Annotated in this window: 18 protein-coding genes; 10 read left to right on the top strand and 8 right to left on the bottom strand. The window is 66.4% G+C overall.

Going from position 1 to position 17,805, the window contains the following annotated elements:
- Complete coding sequence (locus R0146_RS15675; protein ID WP_073186132.1) at positions 1-1,254, bottom strand: calcium:cation antiporter family protein; 1,254 nt, start codon at positions 1,252-1,254, stop codon at positions 1-3.
- A gap of 344 nt (positions 1,255-1,598) precedes the next feature.
- Between R0146_RS15675 and R0146_RS15670 the strand changes: the two genes are divergently transcribed.
- Positions 1,599-1,907 (top strand): TFIIB-type zinc ribbon-containing protein, encoded by a 309-nt coding sequence (locus tag R0146_RS15670; protein ID WP_073186152.1) that lies wholly within the window; start codon positions 1,599-1,601, stop codon positions 1,905-1,907.
- Between the two features lie 209 nt (positions 1,908-2,116).
- On the opposite strand, the gene R0146_RS15665 is transcribed toward R0146_RS15670, so the two are convergent.
- The 5 genes from R0146_RS15665 to R0146_RS15645 form a co-directional block, all read right to left on the bottom strand.
- Positions 2,117-3,034, bottom strand: a complete 918-nt coding sequence (locus tag R0146_RS15665) for a phosphotransferase family protein (RefSeq protein WP_073186133.1) — start codon at positions 3,032-3,034, stop codon at positions 2,117-2,119.
- A gap of 433 nt (positions 3,035-3,467) precedes the next feature.
- Complete coding sequence (locus R0146_RS15660; protein ID WP_026926298.1) at positions 3,468-3,947, bottom strand: hypothetical protein; 480 nt, start codon at positions 3,945-3,947, stop codon at positions 3,468-3,470.
- 71 nt (positions 3,948-4,018) lie between these two features.
- Positions 4,019-5,533 (bottom strand): multicopper oxidase family protein, encoded by a 1,515-nt coding sequence (locus tag R0146_RS15655; RefSeq protein ID WP_232548353.1) that lies wholly within the window; start codon positions 5,531-5,533, stop codon positions 4,019-4,021.
- A gap of 3 nt (positions 5,534-5,536) precedes the next feature.
- Complete coding sequence (locus R0146_RS15650; RefSeq protein WP_073186135.1) at positions 5,537-6,274, bottom strand: M23 family metallopeptidase; 738 nt, start codon at positions 6,272-6,274, stop codon at positions 5,537-5,539.
- Positions 6,275-6,335: 61 nt separating this feature from the next.
- A complete protein-coding gene (locus R0146_RS15645) occupies positions 6,336-6,626 on the bottom strand; it encodes an ArsR/SmtB family transcription factor (protein WP_026926296.1) in 291 nt (96 codons plus the stop codon).
- Positions 6,627-6,724: 98 nt separating this feature from the next.
- Here R0146_RS15645 and R0146_RS15640 point away from each other — a divergent pair, with 98 nt between their 5' ends.
- Both R0146_RS15640 and R0146_RS15635 read left to right on the top strand, forming a co-directional pair.
- Positions 6,725-8,809: a heavy metal translocating P-type ATPase gene (locus R0146_RS15640; RefSeq protein WP_073186136.1), complete on the top strand. Its 2,085-nt coding sequence runs from the start codon at positions 6,725-6,727 to the stop codon at positions 8,807-8,809.
- Entirely contained in the window at positions 8,806-9,435 is a 630-nt protein-coding gene (locus R0146_RS15635) for a methyltransferase family protein (protein WP_245787874.1), read from the top strand. The genes R0146_RS15640 and R0146_RS15635 overlap by 4 nt, the downstream gene beginning before the upstream one ends.
- Before the next feature lie 44 nt (positions 9,436-9,479).
- Here R0146_RS15635 and R0146_RS15630 read toward each other — a convergent pair whose 3' ends face one another.
- Positions 9,480-10,130, bottom strand: coding sequence for a nitrilase-related carbon-nitrogen hydrolase (locus R0146_RS15630; protein WP_084189325.1), 651 nt, complete (start codon positions 10,128-10,130; stop codon positions 9,480-9,482).
- Between the two features lie 177 nt (positions 10,131-10,307).
- Between R0146_RS15630 and R0146_RS15625 the strand changes: the two genes are divergently transcribed.
- The 4 genes from R0146_RS15625 to R0146_RS15610 all read left to right on the top strand — a co-directional run bounded on the left by R0146_RS15625 (position 10,308) and on the right by R0146_RS15610 (position 13,296).
- The gene (locus tag R0146_RS15625; RefSeq protein WP_073186138.1) at positions 10,308-10,787 is read left to right on the top strand and encodes a hypothetical protein; all 480 of its coding nucleotides are present in this window, start codon (positions 10,308-10,310) and stop codon (positions 10,785-10,787) included.
- Between the two features lie 114 nt (positions 10,788-10,901).
- Positions 10,902-11,531: a vitamin K epoxide reductase family protein gene (locus tag R0146_RS15620; protein ID WP_073186155.1), complete on the top strand. Its 630-nt coding sequence runs from the start codon at positions 10,902-10,904 to the stop codon at positions 11,529-11,531.
- A gap of 86 nt (positions 11,532-11,617) precedes the next feature.
- The gene (locus tag R0146_RS15615; RefSeq protein ID WP_081683804.1) at positions 11,618-12,346 is read left to right on the top strand and encodes a DsbA family protein; all 729 of its coding nucleotides are present in this window, start codon (positions 11,618-11,620) and stop codon (positions 12,344-12,346) included.
- Positions 12,347-12,372: 26 nt separating this feature from the next.
- The gene (locus R0146_RS15610) at positions 12,373-13,296 is read left to right on the top strand and encodes a helix-turn-helix transcriptional regulator (protein ID WP_026926291.1); all 924 of its coding nucleotides are present in this window, start codon (positions 12,373-12,375) and stop codon (positions 13,294-13,296) included.
- A gap of 239 nt (positions 13,297-13,535) precedes the next feature.
- Here R0146_RS15610 and R0146_RS15605 read toward each other — a convergent pair.
- A protein-coding gene (locus tag R0146_RS15605) for an IS3 family transposase (protein ID WP_317690159.1) occupies positions 13,536-14,794 on the bottom strand; the annotation gives its coding sequence in 2 pieces (ribosomal slippage) (positions 13,536-14,506 and positions 14,506-14,794; 1,260 coding nt in all).
- A gap of 76 nt (positions 14,795-14,870) precedes the next feature.
- On the opposite strand from R0146_RS15605, the gene R0146_RS15600 reads away from it, so the two are divergent.
- The 3 genes from R0146_RS15600 to R0146_RS15590 are packed head-to-tail and all read left to right on the top strand — an operon-like array spanning position 14,871 to position 17,802.
- Complete coding sequence (locus R0146_RS15600; protein WP_073186156.1) at positions 14,871-15,947, top strand: ArdC-like ssDNA-binding domain-containing protein; 1,077 nt, start codon at positions 14,871-14,873, stop codon at positions 15,945-15,947.
- A complete protein-coding gene (locus tag R0146_RS15595) occupies positions 15,947-16,873 on the top strand; it encodes a bifunctional DNA primase/polymerase (RefSeq protein ID WP_073186139.1) in 927 nt (308 codons plus the stop codon). Before R0146_RS15600 ends, R0146_RS15595 begins: the two co-directional genes overlap by 1 nt.
- A complete protein-coding gene (locus R0146_RS15590; RefSeq protein WP_073186140.1) occupies positions 16,873-17,802 on the top strand; it encodes a DUF2637 domain-containing protein in 930 nt (309 codons plus the stop codon). Before R0146_RS15595 ends, R0146_RS15590 begins: the two co-directional genes overlap by 1 nt.
- The last annotated feature ends 3 nt before the right edge of the window (positions 17,803-17,805 follow it).

Genomic DNA, 17,805 nt, shown 5'->3' with positions numbered 1-17,805 from the left:
CTAGGCGTGGGTGTCCATAACGGTCTTCGGCTCGTCTTGATCGACTGCGGGCTGCTCGTGGAAGGGCGCGACGAGTGTGGGGAGGATGCTGTGTCGATGAGCGACGAGGAAGCCGATGGTGAGGGCGAGGTGGATGGCGCTCAGCACGTACCGTCCGGTGGTGTCAGTGATGAGGAACTGGACGCCGAAGAGCGCGGCGAGCCCGATCGCGGACCACCAGTGGAACCGCAGCGCGAGGATGATTGCCACCCCGAGCAGCGTCTGGGTGGCCGTCAAGGTGAACTCCTCGACTTGGCGGCTGTCTAGAGCCAGCGAACTGGGTCCACCGCCCAGGAAGTGCGCCACGGGCAGTGAGCCGACCAGCAGGCTCCACTGGTTGACCTTGGATGCGATCAGCGTGCCGATGGCAGCCACACCTTTGCCGCGGGCGGCGAACATCACCGCGATGATGAACTCCGGGGCCTCCGAGGCTAGCGGGGCGAGCCACTGAACCAGAAAGTAGCTGTCGATGCCGAGCGCCGAGCCTGAGGCGACTAGTGCATCGGCGAACGGTTCGGCTGAGATCAGGATCACCGCCCCGGAGACGAGGAACATCGCCACGACGAGAATGCGCCTCGGTCGGGCGTCAAGCCCGGCAATCAGCGCTGCCGCGCCTACGAACTCCTCCTGGTCAGCGTCGTAGGTCTGCGCGGCTCGCCATAGATGGAGGCCGAACACGACGATGAGACCGACCCCGAACCACAGCGGGATGCTCCCGATGAGCGGGATCACGAACGCGACGAGCCCGAGGATAGCGAGGAAGCCGACGTCTCGTCGGCTGGCAACAGGCAGCTCCAGCGCATTGGGGGTGGGTGCATCGTCCCGGCGTGCCTGGCGGCGCGCGACGACGAGTGCGACGACCACGACGAGGGGCCAGCCGAAGCCGAGTAGCAGCCGGTTCGAGCCGGTCATGTTCGCGGCCGCGAAGTGGAGGTAGGACGGATCGGAACCGGAGCGGTAGGCGTAGTACAGGTCTACGGCATACTCCGGGAGAACTGCGATCAGTGCCAGCAAGGCAATGGCGAGGGCGCCCGAGATGTCCTTCTGGGCGGCTTCGGCGGCCCAGGCGAGAAGGAACGCTGCTGCCACCACAGCCGCGCCGAAGACGACTACCTCAGCCACTGCTGAGAACTCAACTCCCAACACACGGATGGCGACGGCTGGGCCTGCAACGAGTAGACACAGCAGGACGCGGCGGATCAGGGCAGCAGGCATTGGGCACTCCAGGTCAAGGCCGTGGCCGAAGGTCTCGTTCGCCTCGCAAAATGAGGTGCTACGCCGGGCGGATCAGGATGACCGCCAGCATGTCGACGCACCGCGTCCGAACCGAGGGCCTGGACGGAACTACTCCCCTTCGAGTTCCACCCTCTCCGACGGCTCCCTGGTGTGTCTATGCACAACTTGGTGTTGGAGGAGTCACACAACTCTCCCGTCTTGTTCCGTGGCGTTTGTGCAAGCCAGACGCCGGTTTCGTCTTCATCCAGACCCCGCGTTCCACATTCCGTCCCGGCCTCGATGAGCTGGCCGATGATTTGGCTCGGGTCGTCATGATTGGTGGCATGACCTATCCGAACCACCCGCGTCCATACGATCCCTATCCGGGGCAGGAACCCCCGCGGGCGGCGATTGTGTGCCCGAAGTGTCACGGCGCGATGCGAACTTATGAGCGCAACGGAATCCAGCTGGAGCAGTGCGGAAGTTGTCGAGGGCTCTTCCTCGACTTCGGTGAACTTGAGCACCTCACGCAGATGGAGGGCCGGTTCGTCAGCCAGGCACCGCCACCGCCCGGCTATGGCCCCGCTTGGGGCAAGCACGGTGATCGTCGGTATCGCAAAGGCGGCCTGGCGGGGTTGTTCTTTTCCAGCTAGTCTCGCGGACCTGCGTTCATCGACTGGTGGCGACGCGGGCGGTGCTCGCCAACCACGAGGACAGCCTCGGTCGCGGGCCGTCCGGCCCGCTCGCCGTTGTGGCTTGTGCGGATGCACCCGGGCGTCGGAGTGAGGCGGGTCGCTGACGCTGACTCGGATGTCGGCGTGGCACGGTGAACCGCCGGCACCTGTGGTTTCTGCTGGGGCTGTCAACTGTCCTGCATCCGGCGGCACGCCTGTAGCAGTGCGCGGGTCGTGGCTGGGGACTCGCCGGAGCGGAGAGAGCGAGCGGCCGCGATCAGGGTCGCGGCGCGAGCCGGTGGGTCGAGGTCGGTCCAGGGGTCGCCGGCTGGCGGCACGGCGGGACCGCCAGCGGCTCGATAGGCATTGAGGAGGATCGTCCAGGGCTCGTCAGGGAGCAACCCTGCCGCCCAGAACGCGGCTGGGCGCGCAAGGTCCCAGGCCGGGTCGCCGACGCCCGTGTCGTCGGGGTCGAGCAGGTACCAGTCGCCCGCCGGCGAGGGGCGGCCCAGTTGACCCAGGTGGAGGTCGCCGTGGATCATCGCGGTGCGTTGTGGCCGGCGTAGCCGGCTGGCAAGGTTCTCGCCGAGTTCGACCAGCCAGATCAGGTCGTCGTAGGGACGGCGGCGCAGATAGTCAATCGCCCGGCCAAGCCGGGCAAGCACGCCCGCCTGCGGGAATGACGACCCAGCGGGACGGGTGCGATGCAGCTCAGCAAGCAGGGTTCCCAACTGCGTCCACGGTGGCCGGTGGTCGGGAGCCAGCACGGCTACTCGTGGCCAGATCGTGGTGAGTTGTCCGTCGGGCGCGAGTATCGGAATGCCGTGCAGTGGCTGAACCCAGAAGCGGCTTGCTCCGGGTTGGGTGATGACCTGCAGCCGGCGTCGTAGGAGTGCTGTATCGGCCCCAAAGGGGTGTATCTTCACGACAACTCCGGCGCAGGCGTAGAGCCGTGCGCGCGCCCGATCGGGCTGCGGTCGGCGCTGGCCCTGGTGGGCCAACTCAGAGACGACAGTGTGCGAGGCCGCTTCACCGCCATGGTCACTCGCCACTGTTCGCACGAAGTCGGCTATCCCTCTCGGGATCACTGCCTGGATCTCGCTCACCTGGAGTGAACTGCCGAGATCGTTGAATGTGCCGGCGTCGGTACCGGACGGGTCAACTGGAGTCCGAGGTAGACCCACAGAGCGATGAATGCGACCCCGATGAGGAGCATCACGATCGTCCTGGTCCTCAGCCTGATGGGGGCTCGCGGCGCCGCTCGGGCGTCACCAGCGCTTGGGTGAGTCGATTGATCCTTGCTCATGTCAGTCTCCTGATGACTGCGTAGCGATGGTGACGGCTCCCGCGATTTGCAGCGGACGGTGAACTGCGGAGCGGGCCGAAGGACACCATCGAGTCCGTCGTGTGCGAACCTGGGTTGCCCGCTGAGTTCGCCATCGGGATGGCTCGTTCGTCACGCCCACGGCGTCGGAGGCATGAACCGCGTGCGGAAGCGGTGCCGCGATCCGGCTGGGCGCGGCGAACGAAGAGGGCTAGTCAGCAGAACGAAACTGGTGGCCCGCGACGTTGCGATGGCTGATAGTGCTCGAAAGAGTGGAAAGGCCGCGGGGTGGCGGCCGCAAGTACAGGCTTGGCCACGACTGGCCTGGTGAATGACGGCGTCGGGAACCTTCGGTGCAGCCAGTCGCGCGCCGACCGCAGGGTGCGGCGTACCCATAGTCCTGCGCCCAGCGCCAGCAGCACGCCGACGATGCCGGCGGCCAGGGTTGAGGTCGAGACCAGCACCCACAGCCGTACCGTGGTGTCGAAGTTGCTGCCGGGGAGATAGCTGTGTTCGGGGCAGCTTCGAGCCTGTGCGAACAGGTCCAGGTGGACGCCCACGGAGGCGAGCAGCGGAAGCTGCGGGGAACAGGTCTTGTCGCTCACGTCCAGACTGCCGGCCGCGCTAGCCAGGCCGATCCCGCCCAGCACCGTCATCAGCGCAGCGCTCCAGAGGCTGTGGTGACGGTTCCTCATCAGCGCTCCTCGTCCGGACACGCCCAGTGTAGTTGGGCGACACGGCCTGGCGGAGGCAATCGGCGAGCGGGTCAGCGGCCCTTGTAGCGCATGGTGAGCATCATGCCGGCTTTGGTGTGGTACTCGTTTTGGCAGTGGAGTGCCCATGTTCCCGGGTTGGTGGCATCCAGGTGCACGGCGGTGGTGCTGGATGGGGGAACCAGGAGGGTGTCTTTCCTCAGTCCGTTGTCCAGCGCGAAGGTGTGGCCATGCAGGTGCACCGGGTGTGCGCGTGTGGTGGTGTTGACGACCTCGAGCAGGAGGCGGTCGTTGTCGACCACTTCAAGGGGTTGATTCTGGCCGAAGGGCGCACCGTTGATGACCCACCGGTAGGGGTTGGCCTGCCCGCCCAGCTCGATGGTCGCGCGCGCATCGATCGGCCGGGTCGGGAGCAACGACGACTCCTCCGGGTACAGGTCGAGCCCCTGAGTGAGTTGGCCTGTGAACTCGGCCAGCTGGACCGGTGGTTCCGGTGGGCTCCCGGACCCGGTGCGTACCAGCGCGAGGCCGTGGCCGGGCTTGTTCCATGGCTTGGCCACGAGAGGGAAGACGCCGTCACCGAGGGTGACCAGGAGGTCGTATCGTTCGCCCATGCCGAGATAGAGCGCGGAGGTGGTGTGCGGCTTGACCGGGTGGCCGTCGGTGTGGGTGACGGTCAGGCGATGTCCGCCGAGGGCGAGGGCGAAGATCGTGTCCGAGGCGGCGTTGATCACGCGGAGCCGGACACGGTCGCCGGGGCGGCCCTGGTGGGTTACGGGCGCTGTCGGTACTGCTCCATTGATCAGGTAGAGCGGATAGGGGATGTCGCCAGCGTCGCCGAAGAACGGCTCGTTGCGGGAGGACAGCTGAACGGCCTGGGTGCCGGTGGTCGAGGGGCGGCGGGCGTTCAGGCGCCGGAACATGTCCTCAGGGGTTTGACCGTCGACGACCAGCCAGTCATCCAGGACTACGGTCCATTCGGCGTCGTAACGGCCCGGCTCTACGGGATCATCAACGATCAGTGGCCCGTAGAGGCCGCGGTCCAGTTGGACTCCGACGTGCGAGTGGAAGAAGTAAGTGCCGGGCTGGGGTGCGGTGAACTCGTAGAGATGCTGTTGCCCTGGCTGGATCGGGTTCTGCGTGAGTCCCGGGACGCCATCGACGTCGTTCGGAATGGGCATTCCGTGCCAGTGGATCGTGGTGGGGCTGGGGAGTTGGTTGTCCAGGTTGAGGCGCAGCAGATCGCCCGGGTTGGCTCGAAGGTCGATCCCGGGAAGGGTGTCGTTGTAGGCCCAGGCCTCGGCCAACGTGCCGCCGAGGTCGATGATCGAAGGCGCTGCCCGCAGCGTCTTCTGGACGATGGGTTGATCGGTGAGCGATCCACGTGGCCACCGCGAGCCACCGGGAATCGCAGGGTCGCTCGCCGCGGGTACGCATCCGGTGAGAAGCCAGCTGCCGGCGAGTGCGAATCCACCGCCCAGCAGTGCTCGACGTGAGGTTCCGGTGTCGCGGGGTGGTTGGATGCCGGCACTGGTGGTCGGAGAAGTCCGAGCTTGGGAGATGGCCACCGCTCAGTCCTTCACGAGGTAGGGCACAGGGTCGGCACCCTTGCCGTTCTCGTAGAGGGCTAGGTGGAGGTGGCAGGCGGTGGACAGCCCGGTGGTTCCGACGTAGCCGATCACGTCGCCCTTGGTGACACTCTGGCCTGCGCTGACGGCGTACTTGCTCATGTGGAGGTAGGAGGTCTCGACGTTCTTGCCCTTGATACGACCGTGGTCGATCCGGACGTTGTTGCCGGCGCTGCGGCTGAAGTTGGCCCTGGTCACGGTTCCGGACTGAGTGGCGTAGATGGGGTTCCCGCACGCGCCTCCGATATCCGCGCCGTTGTGCAGGCGCATGGAGCCGAGGATGGGGTGCTTGCGCATCCCGAATCCCGAGGCCACGCCACCCTTGGTGGGCCAGGTGAACCTGCTGAGGTCCTTCAACCGGGTGAGTTCTGCCTCGATGTCGGAGGCGACTTTGCGCTCGCGTTTCTCGTGTTTGGCGAGGAGAGACTGGAACCGCACCTGGTCGACCTGAGCGGCGGTTGCCTGGAGTTGTTTGCTGCGGTTCTCCAGCAGGTCCTCGAAGGTGGGCGCCCGCTCAGCGGCGACGGCTGCCGCCGAGGCGGGGGGCAACGGCGCATCAGCGGCATGAGCCGTGTGTCCCTGGTCCAGCGACCCGCTGGCGCCGATGAGGACGGCAGCTGCCAGAGCGATAATCCTTGCCGTTCCCGGCAATCGCTTCGCGCGAACCTCGCTGGCAGCCACCCCGTCCCCTCTCGACGGCGGTAAGACTAGCCTAAGAGTTTCTCAGATTCCATTCAGGGTTCTAGTCGTGACTGGCATGGTTCAGGATCTGTTCGACCATCGCTCGAACGTGGTCGTCCTGCAGGCGATAGAGGACGTTGCGTCCCTGCCGGTCGCCGGCGGCGAGGTTTAGGTGGCGCAGGATGCGCAGGTGGTTGGAGACCGAGGCTTGCGACATCGCCAGTTCTGTGACGAGCTCACTGACGGTGGCCGGGGAGTCCAACAGGCGAGCGAGGATCAGGACGCGCGCCGGCGTCGCCAGGCCGCCCATCACCTCCGCGATGCGCTCGGCTTCGCTGGCATTCAACCTCATGAACCACCACCCCTCTTCCGGAACGCGGCCTGGATTGATCCAACCAGATTCCGAGCGATCTGTGGCAATGCATCATTACATCATGATATATATAGATCATGAGTGCTGCGCATGAAGATCACGAAGACGACTCCCACGGACAGGGCAGGTGGGAGCTGTACTTCGCTATCGCCTCCGGCGTGACCTACATCGCGGGGCTGATCGCTGAGTTCGGCTTTGGTGCCCCGGAACCGCTGGTGCTGGGCCTGTATCTTGCGACCTACTTCTGTGGGGGCTTCTTCACCGTGCGGGGGGCGTGGGGCTCGATCCGCCGGGGCCGGTTCGAAGTGGACTTCCTGATGATCGTGGCCGCCGCCGGTGCAGCAGCGGTCGGCAGGCTCTCCGAGGGTGCCGTGCTGTTGTTCCTGTTCAGCCTCGGACACGCCCTGGAGGAGTACGCGATGGCCCGCGCGACTCGCTCGATCAAGGCGCTGGGCGAGCTCGCACCCCGCACGGCCACGCTCCGCGTCGGCCCGGACGAGCTTGTTGAGCGTCCGGTGGAAGAGCTTCAGGTGGGCGATGTCGCGGTCGTGCGACCGAACTCGCGGGTACCTGCGGATGGTTTCGTCAGCGTCGGCAGCACGGCGATCGACCAGTCCGCGGTGACCGGGGAGTCGATCCCGGTGGAGAAGGCTGCAGTGCCCGACGTCGCCAAGGCCCTGGCCAATCCCGACGCGATCTCCAGTGGCTCGCGGGTCTTCGCCGGGACGGTGAACGGCCCCGGCGCGTTCGACATGGTGGTGACCGCAGCGGCCGCCGACACCACATTGGCGCGGGTGGTGAAGCTCGTCACCGAGGCTGACACAGCCCAATCGCCCACCCAGCGGTTCATCAACCGGTTCCAGCGGTTCTATGTGCCCGCGGTCATCCTGGCCGTGGTCGTGGTGTTGGCGGTCGGGATGATCTGGTCTGCCGAGCCGTTCGGTGACAGCTTCTACCGGGCGATGCTGGTCCTGGTCGCGGCCAGCCCCTGCGCCTTGGCGATCGCAACCCCAGCAGCTGTGCTGGCGGGGATCGCTCGTGCTGGCCGCGCCGGCGTCCTGGTCAAGGGCGGTGCCCCGCTGGAGACTCTCGGCAAGGTCGACGCCATGGCCTTCGACAAGACCGGCACCCTCACCTGGGGACACCCCACGGTAACCGACACCATCCCAGCACCAGGCGTCCTCGTCGATGAACTCAATGCGATCGCCCTGGCTACCGAGACGTTGAGCGACCACCCGTTGGCGACTGCCATCGTCCGCGATCTCACCGAACTGGTCGGAGCGAACGCGCGCCGCGTGGCGACCGACCTCGAGGCCGTCACGGGCCGTGGCATCCGCGCGACGGTGGATGGTGAGATCGTCCTGGTGGGCAGCGTCCGGATGATGGCCGAGGCCGATCACGAGCTGCCGGTCGAGGTCAAGGCCTCGGTCGATCAACTCCAGGCCGAGGGCCGCACCACCATGGTGGTCACCCATGGCGCCCGCGTGCTCGGCGTGATCGGTGTGATGGACGCGCCCAAAGCCGAAGCCCGCCAGACGCTCGACGTCCTGCGCGAGTCCGGCATCGGGGAACTGGTCCTTATCTCGGGGGACAACCAGGCGGTCGCCGACGCCGTGGGCCGCTCGGTCGGGATCGACCGGGCCATGGGTGAGTTGTTGCCCGAGGACAAGGTGGTCGCGATCCGCAACCTCACCGAAGGTGGTCGCACCACGGCGATGGTGGGCGACGGTGTGAACGATGCCCCCGCGATGGCCAGCGCGAGCCTGGGCATCGCGATGGGCGCTGCCGGGTCGGCGGTCGCCCTGGAGACCGCCGACATCGCTCTGATGGCCGACGACCTCGGACGGGTACCGTTCATGGTGCGACTCGGTCGAGCAACCTCCCGGCTCATCCGGCAGAACCTCATCGCAGCCCTCGCCATCGTCGCGTTCCTCGTGCCGGCCAGCCTGCTCGGGCTAGCGATGGGTCCGATCGTGTTCATCCACGAAGGCTCGACCATCCTCGTCGTCCTCAACGCCCTGCGACTGCTGCGGTTCGACCACAACCGCGACCACCACGGCATCACCCACGAAGACCGTCCGGCCGGACGTGCAGGATCGGCTGCTCCACGGCAGGAACTCGCCGGCCGCACCCAGACCGAGTTGGACGGGCGAGTGGAGTGACGGCCCTGAACGGCTGGATCGCGCTGGCCTTGTACCTGATCGGTCTCGGTCTGGCGTTCGGCTTTCGAGCGGTGGTTCACCTGCGCCGCAACGGAGATACGGGGTTCCGACTCAAAGCAGGTGCGGCGGGCTCCGCCCAATGGTGGGGGAAGCTGCTGTTCGCGGTCGCGCTACTGCTCGGACTGGCAGGCCCGGTGACGCAGATCGTCGGCATCGGACGCCTGACCATCCCCGGCGGCACGATCGTGGAAGGGATCGGGCTGGTCCTTGCACTGCTCGGGATGAGGACGTTGCTGCGGGCGCAGCGGGAGATGGGCGCTTCCTGGCGGGTTGGCGTCGACCCGGAGGAGCACACCGAGATGGTGACCGATGGGACCTTCGCGATGGTGCGCAACCCGGTGTTCTCCGGGATGGCTGTGTCAAGCGTCGGGTTGTTCCTGCTGGCCCCGACGATCGCCTCGTTGACGGCGACGGTCGTGCTGCTCGCCGCCATCCAGGTGCAAGTCCGGGCGGTCGAGGAGCCCTACCTGCGCGCCGCCCACGGCGACGCCTACCGCGACTACGCCGCTAGGGTCGGCAGGTTCGTCCCAAGAATGGGGCGAACCTTTCGCCAGCCCCCTCGGTAGCCGGAATCGGCCGGGTCGAGGACATGGGACGCGCGTGGCAGCTTTTAGCGCCGAACTGCGAACCCGAGCAGCAGGAGGCCGAGCAGGCTGGTCGCGGCCAGAAGGCCGGCGGTCCATGTGCCGAGAGTGACAGCCGGGGTCAGTCCGGTGCGTAGTGGGATGGTGGTGACGCGGGCGCCGGCGGTGTCGGCGGGAAGGTCGTCGAGGAGGGTGCCGTCGGGGGCGAAGGCTTGGCTGGTGCCGGTCGTGGAGACGTTGACGACGCTTCGGCCGGTTTCGATTGCTCGCATCCGGGCGAAGGCGGCCTGTTGCAGGTTCTCGTCGGTGCCGCGGAAGTCGCCGTTGTTGGATTGGAGCAGGTATAGCTGAGCCCCGTCCTGGGCGCCCTGCCAGATGACGTCATCAAAGATGACGTCGAAGCAGATCGCCAATCCCACCCCGACCCCGTTCAGGCTGACATACGGGGAGTTGGTGCCGGGAGTGTACTCGCGTCCGATCAGGCCGATCAGGTCCGGAGCGATGCGCTGGTAGAACCAGCGGTCGGGCACATACTCGCCGAACGGCACCGGATTCGCCTTGTCGAACAGCTGGACTTCGCCGCCGGTGGCCGGCCAGAGCAGGGAGGTGTTGTAGGTGTTCTCCCCGCGGCGGGTTGCAGCGTTCACCAGCAAGGGCGCCGAAACCCGGTGGGACAGCTCATCGAGCGCGGTAAAGGGCCTCCTGCAAGCGTCTTCGTGGTCAGGTGGTCAAACTCCATCAGGCACGTGATCTCGCGTCAACCCTCAATCGCTGCGAGTAGTGCCGTCGTCGGACAGAGCGCAGCGGCACGCTTCGGCCACTAGCTAGACTCGTCGACAACCCGAGGAGCGAGCATGAGATCACAACGCCGTGGCGCCGCAGGCGCCGCCGCGTTGATGCTCATCGGTGCGAGCAATCTCGCTGCTGGTGTCAGGTCGGTGAACATCGCCGATACAGCCTGCATGCCCCAGGTGCCCCTGATCGCGCCGTTCGGCGTCCACCTCGATCTGTTGGTCGAGTCCGAGCTGTGCCCAGAGCACAGCTACCTGCCAGGGCTGAACTTCGGACGCTTCGCGCAGTCCTTTGTGGTGCTCTCGGCAACCACCTTGATCGCCGGCCTGGTCAGTCTGCTGCTCGGGCTCGGCGTGGGACTCTACGCCCGCCAGGCAGCAAAGACGGCCCGCGACTGGCTCCGGACACGCCTAAGTGATGCCAGGCCGGCCACCCTCCACGTACCTGCCCACGTTGCCGTCACGGCCCTCGTGGTGGCCACCCCCGGACGTCGCCCCTATCACCCGCTTCAACGCCGAGGCCCACCCGCCCTGTCCTGCTGATCGACTCAACTCGCACCCGTGCGCAGACGAGCGCCCTTTCGGTGAACGCCGAGGTCCTGGTGCTCGGCGCGGCGCTGCGGTGTGTCCGAACGACGACAGACAGGTCCAACCACCTTGACCACATCAGACGACCTTTTGGAGCGCATCCACCGTTTCAGACAGACCGACAGGTGGATCTTCTCCACCATGCTCTTCTCGGCCTGCCTCAGCCTGTACGCCTCCTTCGTCCTGTCAACCGACGCCGTCCGGCTAGCGGCCAACCCCAAAGTCGGACTCCCATGCAACCTCAACGAGGTCATCAACTGCAGCGCAGTCGCCAGATCCTGGCAGGCCGGACTGTTCGGATTCCCGAACGCGTTCCTCGGCCTGATGGCCGAGCCCGTAGTCATCACCATCGCGGTCGCCAGCCTCGCCGGCGTCAGGTTTCCGCGAGGCTTCATGCTCGCCGCCCAGATCGTCTATGGCCTGGGCTTCGTGTTCGCCTACTGGCTGTTCTTTGAGTCCACTTTTGTCATCGGGGCGCTGTGCCCCTGGTGCCTGTTGGTGACTGTGTCCACCACCTTGGTGTTCGCATCACTCACCCACGTCAACCTGCGCGACAACAACCTGTTCCTCCCAACGAGCCTGCACAAGACCTTGACCAAAGGGCTTCGCCTGGGAGTCGACAACCTGCTCGTCGTGCTCTGGCTCGGAGCGATCACCACCTTGGTGCTCGCCAAATACGGTCCAGCCCTCTTCGGGTAAGGACCCCAACCAAACGACCTGCCCACACACCGCGTCGCCGCCAGTCAGCACGCGTCCTACCCACATCTTCCGGCAAGGAGCCCTACATGCCCAGCAATCAGAAGCCCAAGAAGCCAATCGTCGACGAACGCCCCGAACCAGGGGAACGTGGCGCCCGAAGAACCATCATCTTGATCTGCGCGGTGCTGGTGATCTCGGTGGTCATCTTCGGCATCATCCAAGCCAGTCGCCAGCCCGCCGCCGTCGTCGAGCCGTCCACACCCGTCCCCACCGAAACCTCCGGCGCGCTCGTGGTACGCGAAGACTCCCGCCGACTCAACGACGCGCCAGATGCCACTGTGACCTTCGTAGAGTTCCTGGACTTCGAGTGCGAGGCCTGCGCCGCGGTCTTCCCGGCGATCGAGCAACTCCGGCAGACCTACGGCGATCGAGTGTCCTTTGTCATCCGGTACTTCCCGCTACCCAGCCACTTCAACAGCGAACGCGCGGCCAGAGCGGTCGAAGCTGCCGCTCAGCAAGGAGAACTTGAAGCGATGTACACCAAGATGTACCAGACCCAGACCGAGTGGGGTGAACAGCAGATACCCAAAGACGACCTGTTCCGCCAGTACGCCCAAGAACTCGGCCTCGACCTTGAGCAATGGGACGCCGCGTACAACTCTGAGGCCACGCTCCAGTTCATCCGCAACGACTTCAACGACGGTGTGGCCCTGGGCGTGACTGGTACGCCAACCTTCTTCCTCAATGGAGAGTTGATCAGTCCTGAGACCCTTGATGACCTCACCACCATGCTCGACCAGGCGCTCGCTGAGTAGACCGCTGCGGGTGCGGTACTGCCTACATGTCTGAGCCACTGCGGGTCGGCAGCGACTACTGGCCGGTTTGGGCATGCACGTACGCCGGCTCTCGCCCCATCGGCCCCGCGGCTCTCGATTGTGTCAGAGTCATCGTGATCCGTAGTGGTAGCGCACTCCTCGTTGGCGAGTTGGGGCAAAGGCTTGTGAAGACGGGGGATGTGGTCCTCCTTGCAGCAAACGTCCTGTGCGGAAGCGAGCCTGAGGGCCACATCACCTTGACCACGATCCATGCGGATACGGACTATGTGATCGATCAGGTCTACTGGCAGCACGCTGGGCTCGTGCGGGATCGGCTTGATGCTCAGGACTTCGCGGCGACCATCTACGCCGAGCCAGCGCAGGTTCTCAGCCTCGGTGAAAGGCAGGCCGAGGCACTCACAACTTGGCTCGACGAGATGGTCGCGCTGAGCGCCGAGCGGCCCGTTGCTCGCTACTTCTTCCGGATGCAGGCCCTGTGGTTTTCCATAGCACACGTCATTGCCCCGTTCATCAAGGCGTCCCCGGTGCGGATATCAGCCGCCCGGCCGAGTCATGTCCGGCCAACCTTGCCGAGGGAACGACGGTTCGCTCCCATCAGGGAGGAGGCCCGCAGAGTTGCTGAGCTGTTGCGGACATCACCCGAGCGGCGATGGACTCTCGCCGCTTTGGCCATGGAAGTACACCTGTCGGCTGCTCAGCTAGGCAGGGTGTTCGTCGACGCCTTTGGCAAGACACCGCTCGCGTTCCTAACGATGGTGCGAGCCGAACGCTTGGCAAGGTACCTGCGCGAGACGGACCTCACTGTCACCGAGGCAATGTGGCGGGTCGGATGGCGCAGCCGAAGTCACGGCACGGAACTGTTCCGTCAGTACGTCGGACTGACGCCGGGTGCCTACCGACGACGCCAAGGGTCGTGTGGGCGCAACTGATGTACCCGATCTCGTCGTGTTCAGTGCCCGATTTCGGGACGTCTGTCTTCCCTAGGCCTCTCATAGCCGGTCGGTGATGTAGTCCGGTAGGGACTCGTCAGGTTCGTGTTGTCGCCTGGCGGTCTTGGTCGCACCCCTGGCCCGCCGTGCTTCTTGATGTTCCTGGCGTACCTCACGGTCACCGACGATCGGGTGATTGAACCGCCCCGGCATGTCCGGAGACTCGCTGGTTTGACTCCTCAGCTTGCTGCTGAGGGTTGTTGTTGAGCGTAGTGGGCCTGCTCGAGAACGACCGGTGGCATGTCTCCGCAGTACTCGTTGAGGCGGCGGTGGTTGTACCAGTCGACCCACTTTGCGGTGGCGATCTCGACGGCGTTCACGTCCCTCCAGGGTCCCTGCCGGCGAATGACCTCGGTCTTGTACATCCCGTTGATGCTCTCGGCCAGGGCGTTGTCGTAGCTCGATCCGACGGCGCCGGCTGAGGGGGTGATGCCGGCGTCGGCGAGGCGTTGGCTGTGGGCCAGGGAGAGGTATTGGCTGCCGTGGTCGTGGTGGGCGACCAGGGCGGTGAAGTCGGCACGGTCCTCCCGCTCACGCACCCAGATGGCCTGCTCGACCGCGTCGAGGACGAGGTCGGCGGTCATCGTGGTAGCGGCCCGCCAGCCGATAATCCGGCGGGCGTAGGCGTCGACGACGAACGCCACGTAGGTCCAGCCGGCCCAGGTCGACACGTAGGTGAAGTCGGCGACCCACAACCGGTTCGGCGCGAGCGGCTCGAAGTTGCGATTCACCAGGTCGGCCGGCTTGGGCCCGATCCCGGCGATCGTTGTCCGTTTCACCTTGCCGCGGACCACCCCGGCCAGCCCCGCCTGGCGCATCAGCCGCTCGATGGTGCAGCGGGCGACGGGTATGCCTTCCCGGTTCAGCGCCAGCCACACCTTGCGGGGTCCGTACACCCCGAAGTTGTCGGCATGGATCCGCCGGATATGTGCCAGCAGCACCTCGTCGCGCTGCTCGCGCTTGGAGGGCAGCCGGTCGCGCCACTCGTAGTAGGTCGACGGGGCGATCTTCACACCATGCTCGGACAACACGGCACAGATCGGCTCTACCCCCCATCGCAACCCACCGGTGGCGGGCTGGTGGTCGGCGTGCTCGCGGATGAAGTCCACGATCACTGCCCGGGCCGGTCGAGCTCGGCCGCGAAGAAAGCCGACGCCGCCTTCAGGATCGCGTTCGCCCGCCGCAACTCGGCGTTCTCCCGCTTCAACCGCTTGACCTCGGCCGACTCCTCCGACGTGACCCCCGGCCGGGCGCCCTGGTCGACCTCGGCCTGCCGCACCCACTTACGCACCGTCTCGGCCGTGGAGATCCCCAGCAGCTCCGCGACCCGGGCCATCGCACCCCAATCGGTGTCCTGATCCGGCCTGATCTCGGCATACATCCTCACCGCCCTGGCCTTCAGCTCAGCCGGATACCTCTTCGACGTGTTCCCTGCCATGACTCCAACCTTCCCAAGGTTCGGAGTCTCCGGACATGCCGGGGCGGTTCAGATCTCGGCGGAGGGAAGGTCCAGGATGACTGCGACGGAGGAAGTACGAGCCAAGCGGGACGCGAAGCTCGATGAGCTGCACGAGAAGCTGACTGGCGCGGTGGAGACGCTGGTCTCCGGGCGGGACTGGGCCCGCGCGTTGGCGTTCGCGGCCCGGTTCCGATCGCGCTCGTTCAACAACACGCTGCTGATCTGGGTTCAGCACGAGGCTGCGTTCGAGGCTGGCCGGGTGCCCGGGCCGGTGCCGTCGTATGTGGCTGGGTATCGGCAGTGGCAGCAGCTTGGCCAGCAGGTGCAGAAGGGCCAGCCGGGTTACATGATCTTCGCTCCGGTGACCGGCCGGTTCGCCTCGTCGAATCCTGGTGATCCGTCGTCGTGGCGTCGTTTGGGTCCGCGCGAGAAGCACAAGGTCAACGAGGTAGTGCGCACGAAGATGGTGGGCGCTCGGCCCGCCTATGTGTGGGACGTGACGCAGACCGAGGGCGATCCGATCCCTGAGCCACCCGCACCGAAGCTGCTGGACGGCGAAGCCCCGCAGGGACTGTGGGATGGCCTGGCCATGCAGGTCGAAGCGTTGGGGTTCGAGGTGCTGCGTGTCCCGGATGCCGGGCGGATCGGCGGCGCGGACGGCCTGACCGACTATCTGGCTCGGCAGGTGTCGGTGCGTACCGATGTGACGGAGGTCAATCAGATCGCCACGTTGGCGCACGAGCTGGCGCATGTGCTGATGCACGACCCCAAGGATGAGGACGCTCGCCAGCACCGGGGTGTTCGGGAGGTGGAGGCCGAGAGCGTGGCGTTGATGGTCGGTGCTGCGCACGGTTTGGATACCAGTGGTTACACGATTCCGTATGTGGCGGGGTGGGCGTCGTCGGTCAAGGACGCTGAACCGGCGGAGGTCGTCAAGGCGACCGGTGAGCGGGTGCGGAGGACGGCGCTGGGCATCCTCGACCAGCTGGACACGTTCCAGGTCGCCGATGGCACGCCGCCTGGTCTTGCGCGTGATGTTCCCACTGCGGAGCCGAAGGCGCTGCATGTGCCGCCGCCGTCGGAGCATCGGCCGGCGGCGAGGGTGCCGGTGGTGGCGGGTCGGGGGTTGTGATGCCTGCGCGTGCCGACTTCACCAGGGCGTTGTTGCGTGCCAGTGGTGCTTCGACGCTGGCGGCGTCGGCCCGGCATCTCGCGCAGGTGGGGGTGCCGGTGTTCCCCTGCCAGCCGCGCGGGAAGCGTCCGCTCACGACGCGGGGGTTCCACGATGCCACCACCGACATCGGTCGCGTCGAGGCGTGGTGGTCGCGGACTCCGGAGGCGAACCTGGGTGTCCCGACTGGCGCGGTGTCGGGGATGGTCGTGGTGGATGTGGACGTGCATGGCCCGGTTGATGGGCGGCAAGCGTTCGCCCGCGCCGAGCGAGCCGGGCTCGTCGATGGCTGGGGTCTGCTGGTGGAGACCCCGACGGGTGGCCTGCACGCCTACTTCGCTGCGACGGCGGGGGTCGAGCAGCGGTCATGGCAGGCCGCTCGCGCTGGGGTGGACTCCCGGGGTGATGGCGGGTACATCATCGTGTCGCCCTCGGTTCGCATCGTCGGCGGTGTCCCGATCCGCTACGAGGTCGTCAATGTCGGCGACCAGCCTGCCGCTGCGCTGGACTCGCGTCGGCTGCGGGACTTCCTCGATCCACGTCCGGGACCGGTCGTGCGGCAGGGTCGTGGGTTGGTGCGGTTGGCGGATATGAACCGGCTGGCGTTCTGGGTCGCTGGGCGTGGTGAGGGTGAGCGGAACCGGGGGCTGTTCTGGGCCGCGTGCCGCTTGGCCGAGAGTGATGTCTCTGCCTCGGATGCGCTCGATGTCCTCAGCGCAGCCGCCAGCCAGGCCGGGCTGGGCGAACGCGAGATCGCCACCACGGTGCGCTCCGCCTACCGGATCGCGCACCCCGCGCCCGAAGCCGGTGGCCCCGGCCTCGGTGGCGGCGCCTGGTTCGAGCGAGCCAACGCCCCGAACCCAGGCATGGGTGGGCGGAGGCTGTGATGAAGACGACCGGTAGGCAGTGGGCGGGGCGCACCGCAGTGGTGGGGACGGTGTTCATCGCGTTGGGTGCGTTCTGGCTGAGCTTTACCGCGCTCGCCGATCTGGCGGCGCGTTCCGGGGTCGACCGGGGACAGGCGTGGGCGTGGCCGTTGATCGTTGATGGGATCATCGTGGTGGCGACGGTCGCGGTGGTGGCGCTGGCTGGGCAACGCTCAGCCTGGTATCCCTGGTCGCTGCTGGTCGGCGGGGCGCTGGTGTCGGTGACGGCGAATGCGATCCACGCTGTGGTCGCTGCGGACGCCGATGTGCCCGGCCTGCTGGCTGCCTCGGTGGCCGCGGTACCGCCGGTGGTGCTGCTGGCGATCACCCATCTCACCGTGATCCTCACCCGCACCTTCCCACAGGAGTTGCCGGGGCAGCCTGAGGTGTTGTCCGAGATCCCGGAGATGCTGTCCGAGGTGTATGCCGGACCGCAGGGTGTTGTCCACTCAAAGTCGTTGTTGTCCGTTGCCTCTGAACCTCTGGCCGATGAGCGGGAGTTGTCCTTAGCCTCGGATGAAACCCCTGGTCGTTCTGATCGCCGGGCTCGTGCTGCGGCGTTGCGGGCCGCGGGCTGGTCGAACAAGCGGATTGCCCGCGAGGTGCAGGTGCATCCGGCAACTGTGGGGAGATGGTTCGCCGCCGCGCACCTTCCCGACACCAATGATGACGCCGCCGGCGAGCGGGAGGAGACGCGTCAGCGCCAGCCCTCCCCTGACGACGCCGACGGCCCCCGCCCAGCACCGGCATTCGTCGAATGGCTCATGGGCCTGCCGACTGGATGGGTCACCGATAGCGGCGGCCTGACGCAGAATCAACAGATCACCGCCCTCGGCAACGGATTGCTACCCCTCCAGGCTGTGTCCGCGCTGTCACTGCTCGCCGCGTGAACG

This window comes from Raineyella sp. LH-20 (assembly GCF_033110965.1).
GTDB lineage: Bacteria > Actinomycetota > Actinomycetes > Propionibacteriales > Propionibacteriaceae > Raineyella.
The sequence above is the reverse complement of the archived record's forward strand: the minus strand, read 5'-3'. Positions and strand labels throughout refer to the sequence as shown.

Bases quoted from the DNA above. Each gene is read 5' to 3' on its own strand.
- R0146_RS15675 (WP_073186132.1), bottom strand. From the start codon at position 1,254: ATGCCTGCTGCCCTGATCCGCCGCGTCCTGCTGTGTCTACTCGTTGCA.
- R0146_RS15670 (WP_073186152.1), top strand. From the start codon at position 1,599: ATGACCTATCCGAACCACCCGCGTCCATACGATCCCTATCCGGGGCAG.
- R0146_RS15660 (WP_026926298.1), bottom strand. From the start codon at position 3,947: ATGAGGAACCGTCACCACAGCCTCTGGAGCGCTGCGCTGATGACGGTG.
- R0146_RS15645 (WP_026926296.1), bottom strand. From the start codon at position 6,626: ATGAGGTTGAATGCCAGCGAAGCCGAGCGCATCGCGGAGGTGATGGGC.
- R0146_RS15640 (WP_073186136.1), top strand. From the start codon at position 6,725: ATGAGTGCTGCGCATGAAGATCACGAAGACGACTCCCACGGACAGGGC.
- R0146_RS15625 (WP_073186138.1), top strand. From the start codon at position 10,308: ATGAGATCACAACGCCGTGGCGCCGCAGGCGCCGCCGCGTTGATGCTC.
- R0146_RS15615 (WP_081683804.1), top strand. From the start codon at position 11,618: ATGCCCAGCAATCAGAAGCCCAAGAAGCCAATCGTCGACGAACGCCCC.
- R0146_RS15610 (WP_026926291.1), top strand. From the start codon at position 12,373: ATGTCTGAGCCACTGCGGGTCGGCAGCGACTACTGGCCGGTTTGGGCA.
- R0146_RS15600 (WP_073186156.1), top strand. From the start codon at position 14,871: ATGACTGCGACGGAGGAAGTACGAGCCAAGCGGGACGCGAAGCTCGAT.
- R0146_RS15595 (WP_073186139.1), top strand. From the start codon at position 15,947: ATGCCTGCGCGTGCCGACTTCACCAGGGCGTTGTTGCGTGCCAGTGGT.
- R0146_RS15590 (WP_073186140.1), top strand. From the start codon at position 16,873: ATGAAGACGACCGGTAGGCAGTGGGCGGGGCGCACCGCAGTGGTGGGG.